This is a genomic window from Micromonospora sp. NPDC050495, assembly GCF_040655175.1.
In the GTDB taxonomy this organism is placed as follows: Bacteria; Actinomycetota; Actinomycetes; order Mycobacteriales; family Micromonosporaceae; genus Micromonospora.
Map to the genome: position 1 here is coordinate 1 of NZ_JBFAJK010000047.1, position 16,859 is coordinate 16,859.

Below are 16,859 nucleotides of genomic sequence, written 5' to 3' on the forward strand. Positions count from 1 at the left end.
AGTCGTGGGGCAGGTACTCCCAGGCGATGCCGGTGCGGTTAACGTAGAGGAGCGCATTGACGATTTCCCGCAGGTCATGCACGGGTTTACGGATGCCCAGCCCACCCTGGGCGGCCCGCCACGCGGTCAACGTTGGTTCGATCAGGGCCCATCGGGCATCGGACAGATCAGTGCGATACGGGCGGCGAGGGGTCGTCATGCGTAGATCATCACGACCCGCGCCTCCCGCTCTCAGCAAGGCGCCAATCAGCGTGTACTACATCCAACCCAACCAAGACGCCCTCTAAGAACGTCCGGACATGCCGCGAGGGGTCGTGACCGAAGATGTCTTCGACACCTCGGCGTCCGGACGTGCCGAAGTGCGGAGGTTCGCGCTCCCGCGCAAGGAGCGGAGGCACATTGATCAGCCGGAACGGGAGAACTGGGTGATCTGGGCGACAGCAGTGAAGCCCAGCCGCCGGTAGAGGGGGATGCCTGGCCCGCTGGCGTCGAGGCTAGCCCGTGTCGCTCCCGACTTCACCGCGGAGCGCAGCGCGGCCGCTGTCACCGACAGCCCCACGCCGCGGCGGCGCCAGCCGGGATCGGTGTTGACGAAGAACACGTACGCGTCCGAAAAGAAGGTCCGCGATCCGCTCGTGCCGCGCACCACGCCGTCGTCGTCGACCGCCGCGAAGAGCCGGGGCCCCTCCGGCAGCGACCTCAGGTACGTGACGAGTGCTGCGGTCGACACCTCACCCGCTGGCATCGCCCGTCCGGCGGCCGCAACTGCATCCGTCAACGACACCCCGTCCGGTGGGTCCTCACGGACGCGGCATACCGGGCGCAGAGTCAGGCCATTAGGCAGCAAGGGCTCCGGCACGGTACGAATGTCGCGGCACACCATCGCCGTGACCGCCTTCGACGTCCACGTCCGGTCCCGGCGGATAAGCTCGGCGCACCGCCCGGCCGCCTCGTGGACCCTGACCGTGCCGGCCGAGGCGAGCGGCAGCACGGCCGAGAGCACGTCGAAGGCTCGGTCATCCAGGACCAAGAGCTGAGTGGGTGATTCCCCGTCGACCGGAACCAGTCCTTGGATGCCGAACCCGTCCACACGCCGTGTTCCGGGGCCCTCAGCGGCGGCACACCGCGCATCGAACGCTGCGGCGTAGGCCTCAGGCGCTTGGTCCGGCACTCGACGCAGCCTAGCACCCGGCCGACACGATGTTCGTAGGTGTCACGACGAGCGCTCGCGGTTCACGCGGGAAGGCAACACGCCGACCCCTAGTCGGCCCTCGCAGCCGCTGGCGGCCATGTGAGGGTCTCGTCTCCCCGTCCGCGAACGTGCGTGTTTCCGCCGCGACGGCGCACAGCCCGTTTACCTGATTCGCCGCAAGCGGCGCGCCGTCCTTGCTGCTCCGTGCCGTGGTCAGGGAAAATTGGAAGCCGGCAGTGATCTTCGCTGGTCATACTGGTGCCATGAAGCTCGCTGAGGCTCTTGCGCTGCGCGCGGATGCGGCGCGTCGCGCCGAACAACTCCGCGCCCGCATCGTCGCTAGTGCTCGATACCAGGAGGGTGAGACGCCTGCTGAGGACGCCGGGGCGCTTCTGGTGGAAGCGGGCGAGGTGCTCGGGGATCTGGAGTCGCTGATCCGGCGGATCAACCGCACGAACGCCGCCACGCATGTTGAGGGTGGCACACTCACCGACGCGCTGGCACGCCGCGACGTGCTGCGCTTGCGCCACAGCGTGGTCACGTCTGCCGCGGACGCCGCGGCCGGGGAGGGCCAGCGCGGCCATCGGCAGTTGCGGTCGGAGCTGAAGATGATCCCGGCGCTGCGCGTGGCGCAGCTGCGTAGCCAGGCCGACGACCTCGCCCGGCAACTTCGCGAGGTCGACACCGTGATCCAGCGGACGAACTGGGAGGTCGACCTGCTGGACTGAGGAGTTGCGGAGCAGGTAGCCGACGTGGAGGCGTGCACGAACCCGCGAGCCGGCGGGTAATCCGGTTCACTCCTGGCGCGCCGAGGGCAGGCGCAGGGGTTCGACTCCCTAGTACACAACGCAGGCCCAGCACAGCACACAGGTGACGGCGCACAGGGCACGGCACACTACCGGGTGCAGATCCACGACGGTGAGGGTGGGACAGGGGCCTTCCGCAACCCATACAGATGCAGCTCGTTGCCAGGAGCTCCATCGGTGGGATCGGTCTCAAGTGTTGGTGCCCGGCCGCCGAGCGACCGAGGGGTGGGCGGGACGTGGCTGCCTCGCGGACCGGTCCCGCTTCAGGCTATGCGGCGATCGGGCGGCCAGTCCCCATGCCGTGGCGAACATCGCCGCTGTTCCCTTGTTCAGGCAGAACTGTGTTCCCAGGCGCACCTCGTAGAGACCTGCGAAGTCCGGCGCTTGAGCGGGACGGACAACGGGGTACTCGCGGCTCTGGTACCGGACCATGCTGACCCGTACCGGCCACCTGTGCTCAGCCAGCCGGCGAACCACCTCAGCGCCGCCCTTCGATCATTGGCCGCAGTACCTTTCCCCGCCCGGGACCATCGCCGCTTCCACAATCCGGGGCAACCATGTTCGCCGCCGGCAAGGGCGCGGGTGGTCCGTGGCGGACTTGAGTACCGTGGGCGGGCACCTGCCAGGAGGCTGGTCATCGTCTCTGGGCGGGAGTGGTCGGCGCTGGCGACTACGCCCACGAGGAGATCCTGCAGGCGCTGGTGGCGCGTCAGGCGACTCGGTGTATCAAGTCACACGGGCAGCATGATCACCCACAGCAGCAACCACTCAGGACAGAGGCCACCACCGTTTCTGAGCCAGAGCCGTTCGTTTGACAGATCCGGTCGCGCGGCTCGCTCACACTCCAGCCAATGACATGGCCGACGTTGCCGATCGAGTGTTCGCAGGAGAGGGCTCGCGAGGTGGACTTCCTACTCAGGCTTGAGCGCGGCGAGCAGGGTCTTTTCGAGGATCTTGCCGGCAGTGTCCGTGGTCAGGCGTCCGGCGGCGGCCTCGTCGGCGGCCGCGTGCAGCAGTGTGTAGACGGTGGTGACCAGCCACTCGACCGGTAGGTCGGTGCGAAAGGCTCCCTCCGCCTGGCCGCGGGCGATGATCCGTTCGACATAGGCCATCGGCTGATCGTGGCGGCGGCGTACTTCGCCGGTAGGCAGCGCGCGCTGCGCGGCGGCGTGCAGGCTGCCGAACCGGCTGAGCAGCGGCCAGCAGGACCCGATCATTCGGGCGAACGCCTCGGCGGCTGGCCCTTCATCAGGTGAAACGGCCTCGATGATGTCGGTGCTCTCGGCGATCGTCTGGGCGAGCACGGTCCTGAGCAGGTCTTCTCGGGACGGGAAGTGCGCGTACAAGGTGACCCGGCCCAGGCCGGCGGCCTTGGCGATGTCGGTCATGCTGGCGTCCGGGTCGCGGGCGAGGCACTCTGCGGCGGCGCTGATGATGGCGGCGATGTTGCGTTCGGCGTCGGCCCTCTTGCGCGTCCCCGCCTTCCGCGCCTCGTGCTCTGCGGTGTGCGCCATGTCCCCAGAATAGACGTAGTCGAACAGCACTGTTTGACTTCCCGCTTTGCGCGAGTAAGTTCAAGCCGAACAAGCCTGTACGACTTCTGCTGGCGGGGCGCCGGCATCACCACCCATCCCGCCCACCGCCGGAACGGAGTGCCCCATGGCCCACCACTCACATGCGCTGCACAACCCGCCGAAGCCCGCGACCCAGGCGCATCCGCGCCGCTGGGCGGCGCTCGCGCTGATCAGCGTTGCCCAGTTCATGTTGATTCTCGACGTGACCGTGGTCAACGTCGCTCTGCCTGAGATCGGCACCGATCTGCGGCTCGACCGCACCGCGCTCACCTGGGCGGTCACCGCCTACACCCTGTTCTTCGGCGGGCTGATGCTGCTCGGCGGCCGGCTCGCCGACCTTTTCGGAGCCCGCCGGATGATGCTGATCGGGCTGGCGGTCTTCACCCTCGCCTCGCTGGGCACTGGACTCGCCCAGAACGAGGTGCTGCTCATCGGCGGACGCATCACACAGGGCATCGGGGCGGCCCTGCTGTCGCCCGCGGCGCTGTCGACCGTCACCACGACCTTCCACGGCACCGAGCGCAACAAGGCGCTCGGTGTGTGGGCCGGGCTCGGCGGCATCGGCTTCGCGGCCGGAGTGCTGTTCGGCGGGATCCTCACCGCCGGTCCTGGCTGGCGATGGGCGTTCTTCGTCAACGTGCCAGTCGGCGTCGCCGTGCTGGCAGCCCTCCCGGCGACCGTCCCCGCGGTCCTCCGACCGCACCGCGACCAGCGGCGTATCGACATTCTCGGAGCGCTGGCCGTCACCGCCGCCACCGGCTCGCTCATCTACGCGCTCGTCACCGTCGGGGACGAGGGCTGGGGCACCGCCGCGACCCTGGTGCCGCTGGCCGCCGCCGCCCTGCTGTACGGGGTGTTCGCGGGCATCGAACGGACGGCGCGTTCCCCGCTGATGCAGGTGGGCATGCTGGCCCGCCGCCCCGTGGCCGCGGGCGCGTTCCTGATGCTCGTCGGCTCCGTCCTGCTGATCTCGCTGTTCTTCCTCGGCTCGCTCTACCTGCAGCACCTGCGCCACCTCGGCGCACTGGAGACCGGGCTGTTGTTCCTGCCCGCCGCGCTGGCCACCGGGGCCGGGGCGCACTTGGCCGGCCGCCTCGTCGGCAGCATCGGTACCCGGCCGGCCGCCGCCATCGGCCTCGCGCTCGTCGCGGCCGGCACCGGACTGCTGACGCGGATCTCAGCGGACGGCAGCGTCTACACCGAGTTACTGCCCGGGATCGTCATCGCGGCGCTCGGCGTCGGCCCGGTCTTCGTCACCGCCACCACCTCCGCGCTGGCCCACGTCGACCATGGCGAGGAAGGGCTCGCCTCCGGCGTGATCAACACCTTCCACGAGCTCGGCAGCGCCATCGGCGTCGCGACGGCCTCGTCCCTCGCCGCAGCCGGGCTCACCAGCGTGCCCTCCATCGACGGGTTCACCGACGCCTACACCGCCACGGCCATCGCCGCCGCCGCGGCAGCCGTCCTCGTGCTGGCACTGGTCCCCCCAGGCAAGCCGACGATCACCGGACTCCCGCACGCCCACTGAAGCCATCCCCGCCGACCTTCACCCGGTGCCACCGACGACGGAAGAAATACGTATGGAACTCGACACCGACACCACAGTCGTCCTGCTGGCGGCTGGGCTGATCTTCCTCTGGGCGTTGGTGCTGGGCGTGTGGAAGTACCGGCAGATGGCCCGATCCACCGACCACAGGGCCCACCCGTACGTCGACATCGCGCATCGCGCCGCGCTGCTCTACTCGTTCGCGACCCTGCTGGTTGCCACGTTCGTCCAGCTCAGCGGCTGGAACGCAATGGCGAACTCGCTGTCCGCCGGCGCGATCGTGCTCTTCTTCACGGCCGCCATCGGCACGTACGTCTATCACGGCTGGCGTCGGGACACCGACAACCAGTTTCGTAACCAGGTCCCTGGAACTACTGCGTTCATGATCGCGCTCATCGTTGCCGAGATCGGCGGTTTCACCGTCCTGCTTCTCGGCTTCGTGCAGGCGCAACTCCTCTGAGCCGCCACCAGAACCGCCCCGTCCGCAGTCATGCCGGCGGCGTCACCATGTCGCCGCCGATCGGTTCCCTCGGACTTGTGCTCCAAGTGCTGCTCGGTCGGCGAAACGACTGGCCGCCGCATCGGCTGCGGGGTTTCCGGTCAGTCCGTGCCTGTCGCGCCGGCAGTACGCTGATAGAACGGACGCTAGGCTGCGACGGAGCAACCCGGTTCGGCGGTTCCTGACCGGTCACTCTCAGCGGAAGCCGCGTCGCCGAACGGGTTGTTGGAGAGTTCGCGCCAAGCGCGGCTCCCCACCCACCGCCGGCAGCGATAGGCGCTCATCGCCAGCGTACGGCCTCATCCACACTGAGCACTTGTCATCGTGGTTCAGCCGCCGTGGCTGTTGCCCACAAAACCTTCGTCTGGCTACTGCCCGAAGGTGTAGCGCAGGTTCGCGTTGATCAGTTCATTGAGCCGCTTCCGAAGGTGTCCCAGCAGCGACGGGTCGGGTAGGGGTTCGGCGACCAGCAGCGTCCAGCGCAGCTGGGTGCCTTCTCCGCCGTCGGACTGCAGGTCGAAGCGCACCTGGGCATCCGGCCGCTTGGGCCACAGGGATGACCAGATGACCAGGTGTGGGTGCTCGGCGTGCAGGACCTGTGGCGATTGTTCGTCATCCAGCAGCTGCAGCCACGGACCCGCCGGGTCGCGGTTGGGCTCGGTGAGTGCCTCGAAGACGATGGCCGGTGGGGGCGGTTGGGTGCGCGTCCGGCTGCCGGCTTCGAGCATGCCCTCAGACTAGAGCCCGCGGGGCTGATCCGACCCGTCGTCTTGCCGCCGGCCAGGCCGGGTACTGGCCGGTCCGGCCAATCGAGAGCAAGAGCTGGCATTCTCGGTGTCCATGGAGACGGTCGCTCGCCGCAATACCGACGACGCCTTGACGCCGCAGCAGGAGTCGGAGCTCGCACAGCCCTCGGCGAGGGGGCCGAGCGCGAGGGCGGGCAGGAAGGTCAGCGCGACCAGGATCACCGTGACGCCGACGACCATCGCGACGAAGAGCGGCTTGTGGGTCGGCAAGGTGCCCTCGGAGGCGGGCGTCGGCTGCTGGCGGGCCAGCGATCCGGCCAGGGCGAGCACGAAGATGATCGGCAGGAACCGGCCGAGCAGCATGCGTCTCCTTGCCCTCGAGTGCGGCGCTGACCGCCTGCGGGACGGTGCCGCCGTGCGCCAGCTCGAACCCGTTGGTCACGGCGATGCTGCCCAGCGCCAGGATCGCCATGACCGCGACGATCGCGTAGCCCTGCCGGTTCTGGCCGACCATCCGGCCGAACACCCGGGGCATGCTGAACGGGATCACCAGCAGTAGGAAGATCTCCAGCCAGTTCGTCCAGCCCGTCGGGTTCTCGAACGGGTGGGCGCTGTTGACGTTGTAGAACCCGCCGCCGTTGGTGCCGAGATCCTTGATCGCCTCCTGGCTGGCCACCGGCCCGCCGGTGCGGTGCTGGGTGGCACCGGTCAAGGTGGTCGCGTCCGTGCCGGCGGACAGGTTCTGCACCGCGCCGCCGATCATCAACACAATCGTGGCGAGCACACAGATGGGCAGCAGGACCGCAGCGTGATCTGGATCAGGTCAACCCAGAAGTTGCCCAACTCACCGGTCCGGCTGCGGGCGAACCCACGGACCAGGGCGACCGCCACCGCGATACCGACCGCCGCAGAAACGAAGTTCTGCACCGCCAAGCCGGCCATCTGCACCAGGTGGCCCATAGTCGATTCACCCGAGTACCACTGCCAGTTCGTGTTGGTCACGAACGAGACCGCGGTGTTCCACGCGCCATGGGTCATCACCGGAGGCAGGCCCAGGGAAAGCCACAGGTGGTTCTGCAGCCGCAGGAACGCGTAGAGGAACAGGACCGACACGGCCGAGAAGGCCAGCAGGCTGCGGGCGTACACGCCCCAGGTCTGCTCAGCGGCCCGGTTCACCCCGACCACGCGGTAGATCCCCCGCTCGACACGGGTGTGCCGGGTGCCGGCGACCACCCGGTACAGGTAGTCACCGAACGGCCTGTAGACGGCGGCCAGCGCCGCCACCAGCGAAAGGATGAAGACGATGCCCGCCGTGGTCGTGCTCATCAGAACCGCTCCGGGAACAGCAGGGCGACGACCAGGAACACGCCCAGGCCGATCGCCAGCACCAGACCGACAGCGTTCACCGCGCTCACAGCTTCTCCACACTCCTCACCACGAAGGCGAGCACCGCGAACAGCCCCACCGTCAACAGCACGAACACCACGTCAGACACCGCTGACTCCTCAGTACGGAAAGTTGTTCCGCAGCCGCTTCGGCCGCGCCGGGCAATCAAAGCGCCCCCGCACCACCACAGGACAGGGTCATTGACGCGACCATGACGGGGATCCGCCGATTCTTGACGCCGTTTTCACGCCGTCCGCTGAGCGGGAAGGCGGTCACAGCGCGCGGTGCGGTCAGGGGCGCTTACCCCAGGAGGCAGGATCGGTGGGAGATCCGCCAACATTGCCGCCGAGCGGCGGGGTCGGGCGGCAACAGGGCGTTCGTTCGGGAGATCCGAGTGACGCCGTGGCTCGGATACCTGCGCTCGACGGCGACCAAGCGAGCGCGGTAAAGAGCCCCGGCAGCTTCGCCGGTGGCGGGTGCGACACGTGACGTGCTCAGCCCCCGCAATGGCAATGCACTCGACTCAGGTGCCGCGGCGCACCGTTGCGGAGCAGTCGGTCAGCCGCCACGCTGGGCTCGCCAGCGGTCGATCAGGGCGGGAAGTTCGCGGAACATGTACGTGTAGAAGTCCCGCATCTCGGCGAGCCGGCCCGCCGCGTGCGTGTTCTCGCCGGCGGCTTCGATGCCGTCTTCGGCTGCCTGGAACATCGCTTGAATGATGCCGTTCTGCGCCGACATCAGCGTCGCCCAGGCGTCGTCGCGTAGCCGGTAGTGCTCGCGGCGGCTGGCCGGCACCGGGACCCGCTCGATAAGCCCGACGGTGGACAGCATCTTGATCGCCCCGGACACCGCTCCCGAACTGATGCCGAGTTGCTCGGAGAGTTCGGGCGCGGTGACGCTGTCGGCCTCGGCGAACAGGAACGCCGCCATCACCCGCGCCGTCGCCTTTTGCAGGCCGCCCTGCGCCAGGACCAGCGCCATCCGCTCAGCCGCCTCCGCCACGTCCGTCAACACCGCCTCCTCACCTCACGCTCGACACTATCCTAACACCTCAGAGTCTTCAAAAAACTCTGAACGCTCTGATAGATTGTCGGCATGGAGACGGCGATCGAGCTCACCGAGCTCACCAAGACCTACGGCACCCGGCGCGGCCTGACAGGCCTCTCCCTGATCGTCAACCACGGCGAGGTGTTCGGCTACCTCGGCCCGAACGGGGCCGGCAAGTCCACCACGATCCGACTGCTGCTGGACCTGATCCGCCCGACCGCCGGCAGCGCCCGGGTATTGGGCCTGGATCCCCGGGAGGACGCGGTCCAGTTGCACCGGCGCATCGGCTACCTGGCGGGCGACTTCGTCGCGGACACCCGTCAGCGGGCCGGCGAGGTCCTGGCCTTCCTCGCCGCCCTACGCGGCGGTGTGTCCGCCACGCGAATCGTCGAGCTGGCCGACCGCCTCGACCTGGACCTGACCATGCAGGTGAAGCGCCTGTCCAAGGGAAACCGGCAGAAGGTCGGACTGATCCAGGCCTTCATGCACAACCCAGAACTGCTGATCCTGGACGAGCCGACCTCCGGCCTGGACCCGCTCGTGCAACAGACCTTCCTCGACTTGGTGACCGAGGCCCGCAACGCGGGCCGGACGGTGTTCATGTCCAGCCACATCATGAGCGAGGTCGAAGCAGTCGCCGACCGGGTAGCCATCATCAGAGACGGCCAGCTCGTGGCGCTCGACACCGTCGCGCAACTGCGTAACCGATCCCTGCTCCAGGTTGCCATCACCTTTGCCGCACCGGTACCCGCCGAGCAGTTCGCCGGCCTGCCCGGCGTCACCGACCTGGTCATCGACGGCACCACGCTCACCTGCCGCATCGACGGCAGCCCCGACGCCCTCGTCAAGGCCGCCGCCCGGCACACCATCACCGGCCTCCACGCCGACACCCAGGACCTGGAAGAAGTCTTCCACACCTACTACGCCGGTCAGCCCGCCTGACCCTCGCGACCACAATCCCCACAGCCCACACCGGGCCACAGATGAACGGCAGAGACATGACCACACCCACCATCACCGCCACGACCACGACCCAGACGACAGACGAAGTCCCAGGCACGACCCGGCTCAGCCGGGCAGCGAGCGGCACCGTGTTCACCAAGACCCTGTGGGACAACCGCCGCATCTTCACCGTCTGGGCCCTCGCCGCCGGCCTGCTGACCATGATGTACGCCAGCTTCTACCCCCAGATCTCCGCCGACTCCATCGCCAACGTCCCCGAAGCGATGCGCGGATTCGGCTTCGACGACACCTCCACCGCAGCCGGCTACCTCAACGGGGCGGTGTTCGGACTGCTCACCCCGCTGCTGGCCACCTTCTACGGCGCTGCCACCGGCGCCCGCATGATCTCCGCCGACGAGGAATCCGGCTACCTCGACCTGATCCTCGCGCACCCGATCAGCCGCACCCGGCTCCTGCTGCACCGCTTCGCCGCCCTGGCCACCGGCGCGCTGCTCATCGCCGCCACCGTGCTCGCCGCCATGCTCGCCATCCGCAGCACGGCCGAACTGGACACCATCAGCATCGCCAAGCTCGCCGCGCAGGCACTCCACCTCGCACTGCTGGCCCTGCTGTTCGGGGCCCTCTCCACGGGCATCGGCGCCGCCACCGGCCGCCCCCGCGCGACCGTGTTCGGCGCCACCGCCGGACTCGGCGTGCTCACGTACGCGCTCCACGGATTCGCCCCGCAACTCGGCGCGGCCTGGCTGCGCTACCTCACCCCGTTCCACTACTACATCGGCGGCGAGCCCCTCATCAACGGCCTCAACCTCGGCCACGCCGCCGCACTGGCCGCGGTCGCCATCGGGCTCATCGCCAGCGGCGCATGGCGACTTCACAGCCGCGACCTCGGCCGCTGAACCACAACGCCACCCGTGACCGTGCTCGTGTGGCCGCCGTACCAACCCGGTGTCGCCACCCGGGCCGGTCGTGGTGGCGCGCGACGCGGGCGTGTCGACCGCTGCGCAGCCGGGCACCGCTCCCCCGCCTTCTCCCTGGCCAGGCCTCGCCGTTGAGGCTCCCGGTGCCGGGACGTTCGTCGCAGCCGACAGCCGGCAACCCCGGTGAAATTCCCCGCCGTAGCGGGCTAGGGTGATCAACGGTGTGCCGGGAAGTCTGGTCGGCGTGTGATCAGTCGCGCCCACCGAACCGGCAGGAGTCGTCGTGCGAGCCCGAGACCTGGCCGTGCCCTTCCCGACCATCACCGTGGCCTCGTCGGTCCTGGAGGCGGCCCGTCTGCTGGCCGGGCACAACCTGCCCGGGCTGATCGTCGTCGACGAGGGGGGTCGACCGGTGACCGTGCTGCCTGGCACCCAGGTGCTGCGACTGGTGATTCCCGGGTACTGCCGGGAGGATCCGACCCTGGCGAGGATGATCGACGAGCCGTCGGCGGACGTGTTCCTGCGGGGAGCCGAGGGGCGTACGGTCGCCGACCTGCTGCCGACCGAGCAGCCGGAGCCGCCGGTGGTGGAGCCGCAGGCGACCGTGTTGGAGGTGGCTGCGGTGATGGCGCAGAAGCGCAGCCCTCTGGTGGCGGTGGCCGCGCCCCGGGAGCCGATGATCGGCGGTATCACCCTCGACGCCCTGCTCGACCGGATGCTCGCCCAGTGACCGCCGTCGCGTGGGCGGCGGTGGCCGTCTTCACCGTCGCGTACGTGCTGATCGCCACCGAGAAGATCCACCGGGTCGCCGCGGCGCTGGGCGGGGCGGCGGTGATGTTCCTGATCGGCGCCACCGACACGGCACACGCGTTCTTCTCCGAACAGGCCGGCATCGACTGGAACGTCATCTTCCTGCTCGTCGGGATGATGCTCATCGTCGCCGTGCTCAAACGCACCGGTGGTTTCGAGTACGTGGCGGTGTGGGCGTCGAAACGGGCCCGTGGACGGCCGTTCCGGGTGATGGTGATCCTGGTGGTGATCACGGCGGTGGCGTCGGCGGCGCTGGACAACGTCACCACGGTCCTGCTCATCGCGCCGGTGACCTTCCTGGTCTGCGAACGCCTCGGCGTACCGGCGGTGCCGTTCCTCATCGCCGAAGCCCTCGCCTCGAACATCGGTGGCACATCGACGCTGGTCGGTGACCCGCCGAACATCATCATCGGCAGCCGGGGCGGGCTGTCGTACAACGACTTCCTGATCCACCTCGCGCCGTTGGTGGTGCTGCTGCTGGTGGTCTTCCTCGGCCTGTGCCGGGTGCTGTTCCGGGACGCGTTCCGCTACGACCCGCAGCGGGCGGCGCAGATCGCCGCCCTGCACGAGGGCGACGCCATCCGCGACCGCCGGCTGCTCGTGCTCGGGCTGGCCGTGCTCGCCGCGGTGACCGCCGCGTTCGTCCTGCACACCACCCTGCACCTCGAACCCGCGGTCGTGGCCCTGCTCGGCGGCCTGCTGCTGCTCGCCCTGTCCCGGCTCGACGCCGGGGAGATCAGCCGGGACGTGGAGTGGCCCACCCTGGTCTTCTTCGCCGGCCTGTTCATCATGGTGGGCGCCCTGGTGAACACCGGCGTGGTCGAGCAGATCTCCCGGGCCGCCATCGACGCCACCGAGGGCCGGCTGCTGCCGGCGACGATGGTGCTGCTGTGGGGCTCCGCGGCGCTCTCCGGGATCGTGGACAACATCCCGTACGTGGCCACGATGAGCCCGGTCGTCGCGGACCTGGTGCACGCGCAGGGCGGCGGCGGGCAGTCACGGGTGCTCTGGTGGGCCCTGGCGCTCGGCGCCGACCTGGGCGGCAACGCCACCGCGGTCGGCGCCTCGGCCAACGTCGTCGTGCTGGGCCTGGCCGAACGGGCCGGCCAGCGGATCACGTTCTGGCAGTTCACCCGGTATGGCCTGGTGGTCACCCTGGTCACGGTCGGGCTCGCCGTGCCGTACCTCTGGCTGCGCTACTTCGCCCTCGCCTGATCGTCCGCCGCGCCACCGTCGGCGGCGGATCCTCCCGCTGTGGTGCGGCGGTCAGCGCGTGGCCGGGGCAGCGCCGCCTTGCGGCGTGCCCGGCGCAGCACGCCGTGCCAGTTCGGGGTCTCCGCGGTCTCGTCGAACGCCCGCGCGACTACCACGTCGGTCGAGGAGTGCGCCAGGATCGAGATGACGATCGTCAACGCGACCAGGTGGAACACCTCGTCGGCGGCCCCGATGCCGGCCTCCAGCACCAGCAGCCCGTAGACGACCGAGGCGAAGCCCTTCGGCCCGAACCACATCGCTGCGGCCTGCTCGCGCAGGCTCAGCCCGGAGCGCAGGAACGAGATCCACAGCGCGCCCGGCCGGGCTACCACGATGGCCAGCACCGCGAACACCCACCCGGTCCAGGAGATGTCGGTCAGGAACTCCACCGAGATCAGCGCCCCGAACACCAGCAGAGCGGCCAGCTTCAGCAACTCGGCGACGTTCTCCCCCGAAGTGCTCGAACGCGGCCCGCTCCCGCGGCCCGAAGGTGGCCACCGTGATGCCGGCGGCGAACGCGGCCAGGAACAGGTTGCCGTGGGTGGCCTTGCCCAGCGCCAGCACCAGCAGCCCGATGGCCACCCCGTTCAACGGCGCGTACGCCGCCGACGCGGCGAAGAACCGGGTCCGCTCCAGCGCGATCGCGGCCAACGGGACGAGGACGCCGATCGCCAGCCCGACGGCCAGTTCGGTGGCCAACTCCCCCAGGTGCACGTCGTCCGAGCCGGCCGCGACCGCCAGCAGCACCACCACGAACGGCAGCGCCAGGCCGTCGTTGACCCCGGATTCGGCGTTGAGGAGGTGCCGGAGCCGGGCGGGCACCTTGTCGTTGCCGACCAGCGCGGCCGCGAACACCGGATCGGTGGGCGCGAGGATCGCCCCGATCAGCAGCGCCTCCGCCCAGCCCAGCCCGGCCACGTAGTGCGCCAGCACCGCGGTGACCAGCAGCGTCAGCGGCAGCCCCCAGCCCAACGCCCGGCCGGGCAGCCGCCAGGCGCTGCGCAGGTCCGCCCAGCCGACCCGCATCCCGTCGCTGAACAGCACCGCGAACAGGGCCAGCTCCGCCAGCTGCGCCACGATCGGCGATTCCGCCTCCAGGTGCAGCACCCCGGTCGTGCCCTCGCCCAGGACGAAACCGGCCACCAGGAACAGCGCCGCCGTGGACAGAATCGTCCGGTTCGCCAGCGCCGACACCAGCACGGACGGGCCGCTCGCCCTGACCCACCCCTACCGCGACGACCGCTGGGCTCCCCTGCTCGCGCTCGCCCTCACCGCAGCCGCGCTGGCCTACCTCGCGCTGACCCTGGCCGGGCGGCGGGACATCGGGGCCGGGCTGCTCCGCCCGCCGGCCGGCCGGGCGCCCCGCAGCTGGCTGCTCGGCTCGGTCGGCGCCTTCGCGGTCCGGCGGATGCTGCGGCCGCTCGCCGGCTGGTCGGCGGGCATCGGTGCGTACTTCCTGCTGATCGGCCTGCTCGTCGACTCGCTCACCGGCAACCCTCGCTTCGCCGACCTCGCCGCCCAGGCCGGTTTCGCCGGTCTCGGCACCGTCGAGGGTTACGCCGCCACCCTGTTCGCCCTGCTCGCCATCCCGATCGGCGCCTTCGCCACCGCCCGCCTGACCGCATTCGCCGCCGCGGAGACCGCCGGACGGCTGACCCTGCTGCACGCCGGACCGGTCACCCGCACCCGGCTGCTGACCGCCGAGGTGACCACCACCGTCGCCGGCACCGCGGCGCTCGCTGCCGTGGCCGCCGTCACGACGTGGGTCGGCGCGACGGTTGTCGGCGCCGACCTGTCGCTTGCCGCCGCGCTCGCCGGCACCGCCAACGTGCTGCCGGTCGCGCTGCTCGGCGCCGCGGCCGCCACCCTCGCGCTCGGCCTGGCCCCGCGCACGGTGACCACGATCGGCATGCTGCCCACCGCCGGCGGGTTCCTGCTCGAGGTGACCGCCGACAGCGTCCACGCACCCGCCTGGATCGGTTCGCTGTCGCCGTACGCGCACCTCGCCGCCGTACCGGCCACGGCGCCGGACTGGGCGGCAGTCGGCGTCCTGGTCGGCGGCGCCGTCGCGTTGATCGCAGCCGGCAACTGGGCCTACGCCCAGCGCGACATGCGGCTCTGAGGGACTGCACGACGAAGGTGTGCCTCCTGATCAGAGAGCAGCATGTGACGCCTGAAGCCCAGCTCACAGGCAGAGTGATCCCTACCGACCGATCGCAGGTGGTGAGGTGCCTACAAGTGTGGCAGGCACAAACGCCACGGCGTAAGGCGCGGGACCTTGACGACCCGGCACGGCTGAGCTGGGCGGTGCCCGACGCGGTCACCCAGCGGACGTCGCTGTCCCCCAGCTCGTGGCGCGAGCCGTTGAGGGGTGCGCCCGACGTGATGATCACCACCTCAGCTCAACTCTCCCCTAACGGAAGGGTAGGGTCCCTGGGTGTCGTCAAGAGGTTGCGGGCCAGCCCTTGGCAACCGCACCACGTCCTGGACATGAAGCAAGGACGGGCCCGATGCATCCGTCGCTGATCCTCCCTCGGCTGCCTGCCCTGATGGGAGGACGGCTGCTGCGCGCCCACGCCGGGTGGGCCTGAGTGGAAATGGCTGTATGTCTTCTGTGCTGTCCGCGCTGCCTCGGCCGCGTCTGTCCCGTCCGTCCTGGCTGTCGCCGAAGGTGTTCCGTACCGAGGTCCTCGCCGGACTGGTCGTCGCTCTCGCGTTGATCCCGGAGGCGATCTCCTTCTCGATCCTGGCTGGGGTCGACCCCCGGGTGGGCCTGTTCGCCTCGTTCACCATGGCGGTCACGATCGCGATCTGCGGGGGTCGTCCGGCGATGATCTCCGCCGCGACCGGCGCGATCGCCCTCGTCGTCGCACCGCTGGCGAAGGCGCATGGGCTGGATTATCTGATCGCAGCGGTGATCCTCGGCGGGGCGATCCAGGTCTTGCTCGCGGTGCTCGGGGTGGCGAAGCTGATGCGGTTCATCCCGCGCAGCGTCATGGTCGGCTTCGTCAACGCCCTCGCGATCCTGATCTTCGCCGCCCAGGTCCCGCACCTGCTCGGCGTGCCGTGGCTGGTCTACCCACTCGTCGCCGTCGCCCTGGCGATCATGGTCGGACTCCCCCGCCTCACCCGCGCCGTCCCGGCCCCGCTGGTCGCCATCGTGGTCCTGACCGTGATCACGGTCGCCGCCCACGTCGCGGTGCCGACTGTCGGTGACGAAGGCGCCCTGCCGGACAGCCTGCCCACCCTCGGCCTGCCGCAGATCCCCTGGACCCTGGACACCCTCACCCTGATCGCCCCCTACGCCCTCGGGATCGCGCTGGTCGGGCTGATGGAGTCGCTGATGACCGCCAAGCTCGTCGACGACATCACCGACACCCACTCCAACAAGACCCGCGAGTCGTGGGGCCAGGGCGTGGCCAACATCGTTACCGGGTTCTTCGGTGGCATGGGTGGCTGCGCGATGATCGGCCAGACGATGATCAACGTGAAGGCCTCCGGCGCCCGCACCCGCCTGTCGACCTTCCTGGCCGGCGTGTTCCTGCTGATCCTCGTCGTGGCGCTCGGTGACGTGGTCGCGGTGATCCCGATGGCCGCCCTCGTCGCCGTGATGATCATCGTGTCGGTGGCGACGTTCGACTGGCACTCCATCGCCCCCGCCACGCTCAAGCGCATGCCGTGGGGCGAGACGATCGTCATGCTCGCCACCGTCGGCGCGGTGCTCGCCACCCACAACCTGGCCATCGGCGTGGTCGTCGGCGTGCTCACCGCCATGGTGACCTTCGCCCGCCGGGTGGCCCACCTGGTCGAGGTCACCAGCGTCCTCGACCCCGACGGCGGCACCCGAATCTACTCCGTGCACGGCGAGCTCTTCTTCGCCTCCAGCAACGACCTGGTCTACCAGTTCGACTACACCGGCGACCCGGACAACGTGATCATCGACATGACCCACGCCCACATCTGGGACGCCTCCTCCGTCGCCGCCCTCGACGCCATCACCAACAAGTACGCCACCCGCGGCAAGACCGTCGAGATCATCGAGCTGAACAAGCCCAGCGCCGCCATCCACGGCACCCTCGCCGGCAACCTCACGGTCGGCCACTGATGGCGCCCAGCAGC

Annotated in this window: 15 protein-coding genes and 2 pseudogenes; 9 read left to right on the forward strand and 8 right to left on the reverse strand. The window is 69.7% G+C overall.

The window, feature by feature from the left end; translation table 11 throughout:
- The coding region (locus AB0I11_RS28880) for a transposase (RefSeq protein WP_357327527.1) at positions 1-199 on the reverse strand (199 nt) is incomplete at its 3' end.
- A 204-nt stretch (positions 200-403) separates the two neighbouring features.
- Complete coding sequence (locus tag AB0I11_RS28885; RefSeq protein ID WP_357327530.1) at positions 404-1,171, reverse strand: GNAT family N-acetyltransferase; 768 nt, start codon at positions 1,169-1,171, stop codon at positions 404-406.
- Positions 1,172-1,455: 284 nt separating this feature from the next.
- On the opposite strand from AB0I11_RS28885, the gene AB0I11_RS28890 reads away from it, so the two are divergent.
- A complete protein-coding gene (locus AB0I11_RS28890; RefSeq protein ID WP_357327533.1) occupies positions 1,456-1,920 on the forward strand; it encodes a DIP1984 family protein in 465 nt (154 codons plus the stop codon).
- A gap of 989 nt (positions 1,921-2,909) precedes the next feature.
- Here the strand turns inward: AB0I11_RS28890 and AB0I11_RS28895 are convergent.
- Positions 2,910-3,542 carry a TetR/AcrR family transcriptional regulator gene (locus AB0I11_RS28895; RefSeq protein ID WP_357327536.1) on the reverse strand — a complete coding sequence of 211 codons (633 nt, stop codon included), beginning with the start codon at positions 3,540-3,542 and terminating at the stop codon, positions 2,910-2,912.
- Between the two features lie 115 nt (positions 3,543-3,657).
- On the opposite strand from AB0I11_RS28895, the gene AB0I11_RS28900 reads away from it, so the two are divergent.
- Positions 3,658-5,100 carry an MFS transporter gene (locus tag AB0I11_RS28900; RefSeq protein ID WP_357327539.1) on the forward strand — a complete coding sequence of 481 codons (1,443 nt, stop codon included), beginning with the start codon at positions 3,658-3,660 and terminating at the stop codon, positions 5,098-5,100.
- Between the two features lie 52 nt (positions 5,101-5,152).
- A complete protein-coding gene (locus AB0I11_RS28905) occupies positions 5,153-5,578 on the forward strand; it encodes a hypothetical protein (protein ID WP_357327542.1) in 426 nt (141 codons plus the stop codon).
- 407 nt (positions 5,579-5,985) lie between these two features.
- Here AB0I11_RS28905 and AB0I11_RS28910 read toward each other — a convergent pair whose 3' ends face one another.
- From AB0I11_RS28910 to AB0I11_RS28925, 4 genes and pseudogenes are all read right to left on the reverse strand, one after another.
- Positions 5,986-6,345, reverse strand: a complete 360-nt coding sequence (locus tag AB0I11_RS28910; protein WP_357327544.1) for a hypothetical protein — start codon at positions 6,343-6,345, stop codon at positions 5,986-5,988.
- Positions 6,346-6,525: 180 nt separating this feature from the next.
- Positions 6,526-7,689 (reverse strand): annotated as a pseudogene (locus AB0I11_RS28915) (potassium-transporting ATPase subunit KdpA); the annotation flags it as partial.
- The gene (gene kdpF / locus AB0I11_RS28920) at positions 7,689-7,778 is read right to left on the reverse strand and encodes a K(+)-transporting ATPase subunit F (protein ID WP_036343797.1); all 90 of its coding nucleotides are present in this window, start codon (positions 7,776-7,778) and stop codon (positions 7,689-7,691) included. The pseudogene AB0I11_RS28915 and the gene kdpF, both read right to left, overlap by 1 nt.
- A gap of 529 nt (positions 7,779-8,307) precedes the next feature.
- Positions 8,308-8,763, reverse strand: a complete 456-nt coding sequence (locus AB0I11_RS28925) for a MarR family transcriptional regulator (RefSeq protein WP_357327547.1) — start codon at positions 8,761-8,763, stop codon at positions 8,308-8,310.
- Positions 8,764-8,844: 81 nt separating this feature from the next.
- Between AB0I11_RS28925 and AB0I11_RS28930 the strand changes: the two genes are divergently transcribed.
- The 4 genes from AB0I11_RS28930 to AB0I11_RS28945 all read left to right on the forward strand — a co-directional run bounded on the left by AB0I11_RS28930 (position 8,845) and on the right by AB0I11_RS28945 (position 12,701).
- A complete protein-coding gene (locus AB0I11_RS28930; RefSeq protein ID WP_357327550.1) occupies positions 8,845-9,738 on the forward strand; it encodes an ABC transporter ATP-binding protein in 894 nt (297 codons plus the stop codon).
- 149 nt (positions 9,739-9,887) lie between these two features.
- On the forward strand, positions 9,888-10,655 hold the full coding sequence (locus AB0I11_RS28935; RefSeq protein WP_357327553.1) for an ABC transporter permease subunit: 768 nt from the start codon (positions 9,888-9,890) through the stop codon (positions 10,653-10,655).
- A 304-nt stretch (positions 10,656-10,959) separates the two neighbouring features.
- Positions 10,960-11,406, forward strand: coding sequence for a CBS domain-containing protein (locus AB0I11_RS28940; protein ID WP_357327555.1), 447 nt, complete (start codon positions 10,960-10,962; stop codon positions 11,404-11,406).
- Positions 11,403-12,701: an ArsB/NhaD family transporter gene (locus tag AB0I11_RS28945; RefSeq protein WP_357327558.1), complete on the forward strand. Its 1,299-nt coding sequence runs from the start codon at positions 11,403-11,405 to the stop codon at positions 12,699-12,701. Before AB0I11_RS28940 ends, AB0I11_RS28945 begins: the two co-directional genes overlap by 4 nt.
- Here AB0I11_RS28945 and AB0I11_RS28950 read toward each other — a convergent pair.
- Positions 12,683-13,940, reverse strand: a pseudogene (locus tag AB0I11_RS28950) (cation:proton antiporter). The gene AB0I11_RS28945 and the pseudogene AB0I11_RS28950 overlap by 19 nt on opposite strands.
- On the opposite strand from AB0I11_RS28950, the gene AB0I11_RS28955 reads away from it, so the two are divergent.
- Together AB0I11_RS28955 and AB0I11_RS28960 are read left to right on the forward strand one after the other, a co-directional pair.
- Entirely contained in the window at positions 13,900-14,862 is a 963-nt protein-coding gene (locus AB0I11_RS28955; protein WP_357327561.1) for a hypothetical protein, read from the forward strand. The pseudogene AB0I11_RS28950 and the gene AB0I11_RS28955 overlap by 41 nt on opposite strands.
- A gap of 483 nt (positions 14,863-15,345) precedes the next feature.
- On the forward strand, positions 15,346-16,845 hold the full coding sequence (locus tag AB0I11_RS28960) for a SulP family inorganic anion transporter (RefSeq protein WP_357327564.1): 1,500 nt from the start codon (positions 15,346-15,348) through the stop codon (positions 16,843-16,845).
- The last annotated feature ends 14 nt before the right edge of the window (positions 16,846-16,859 follow it).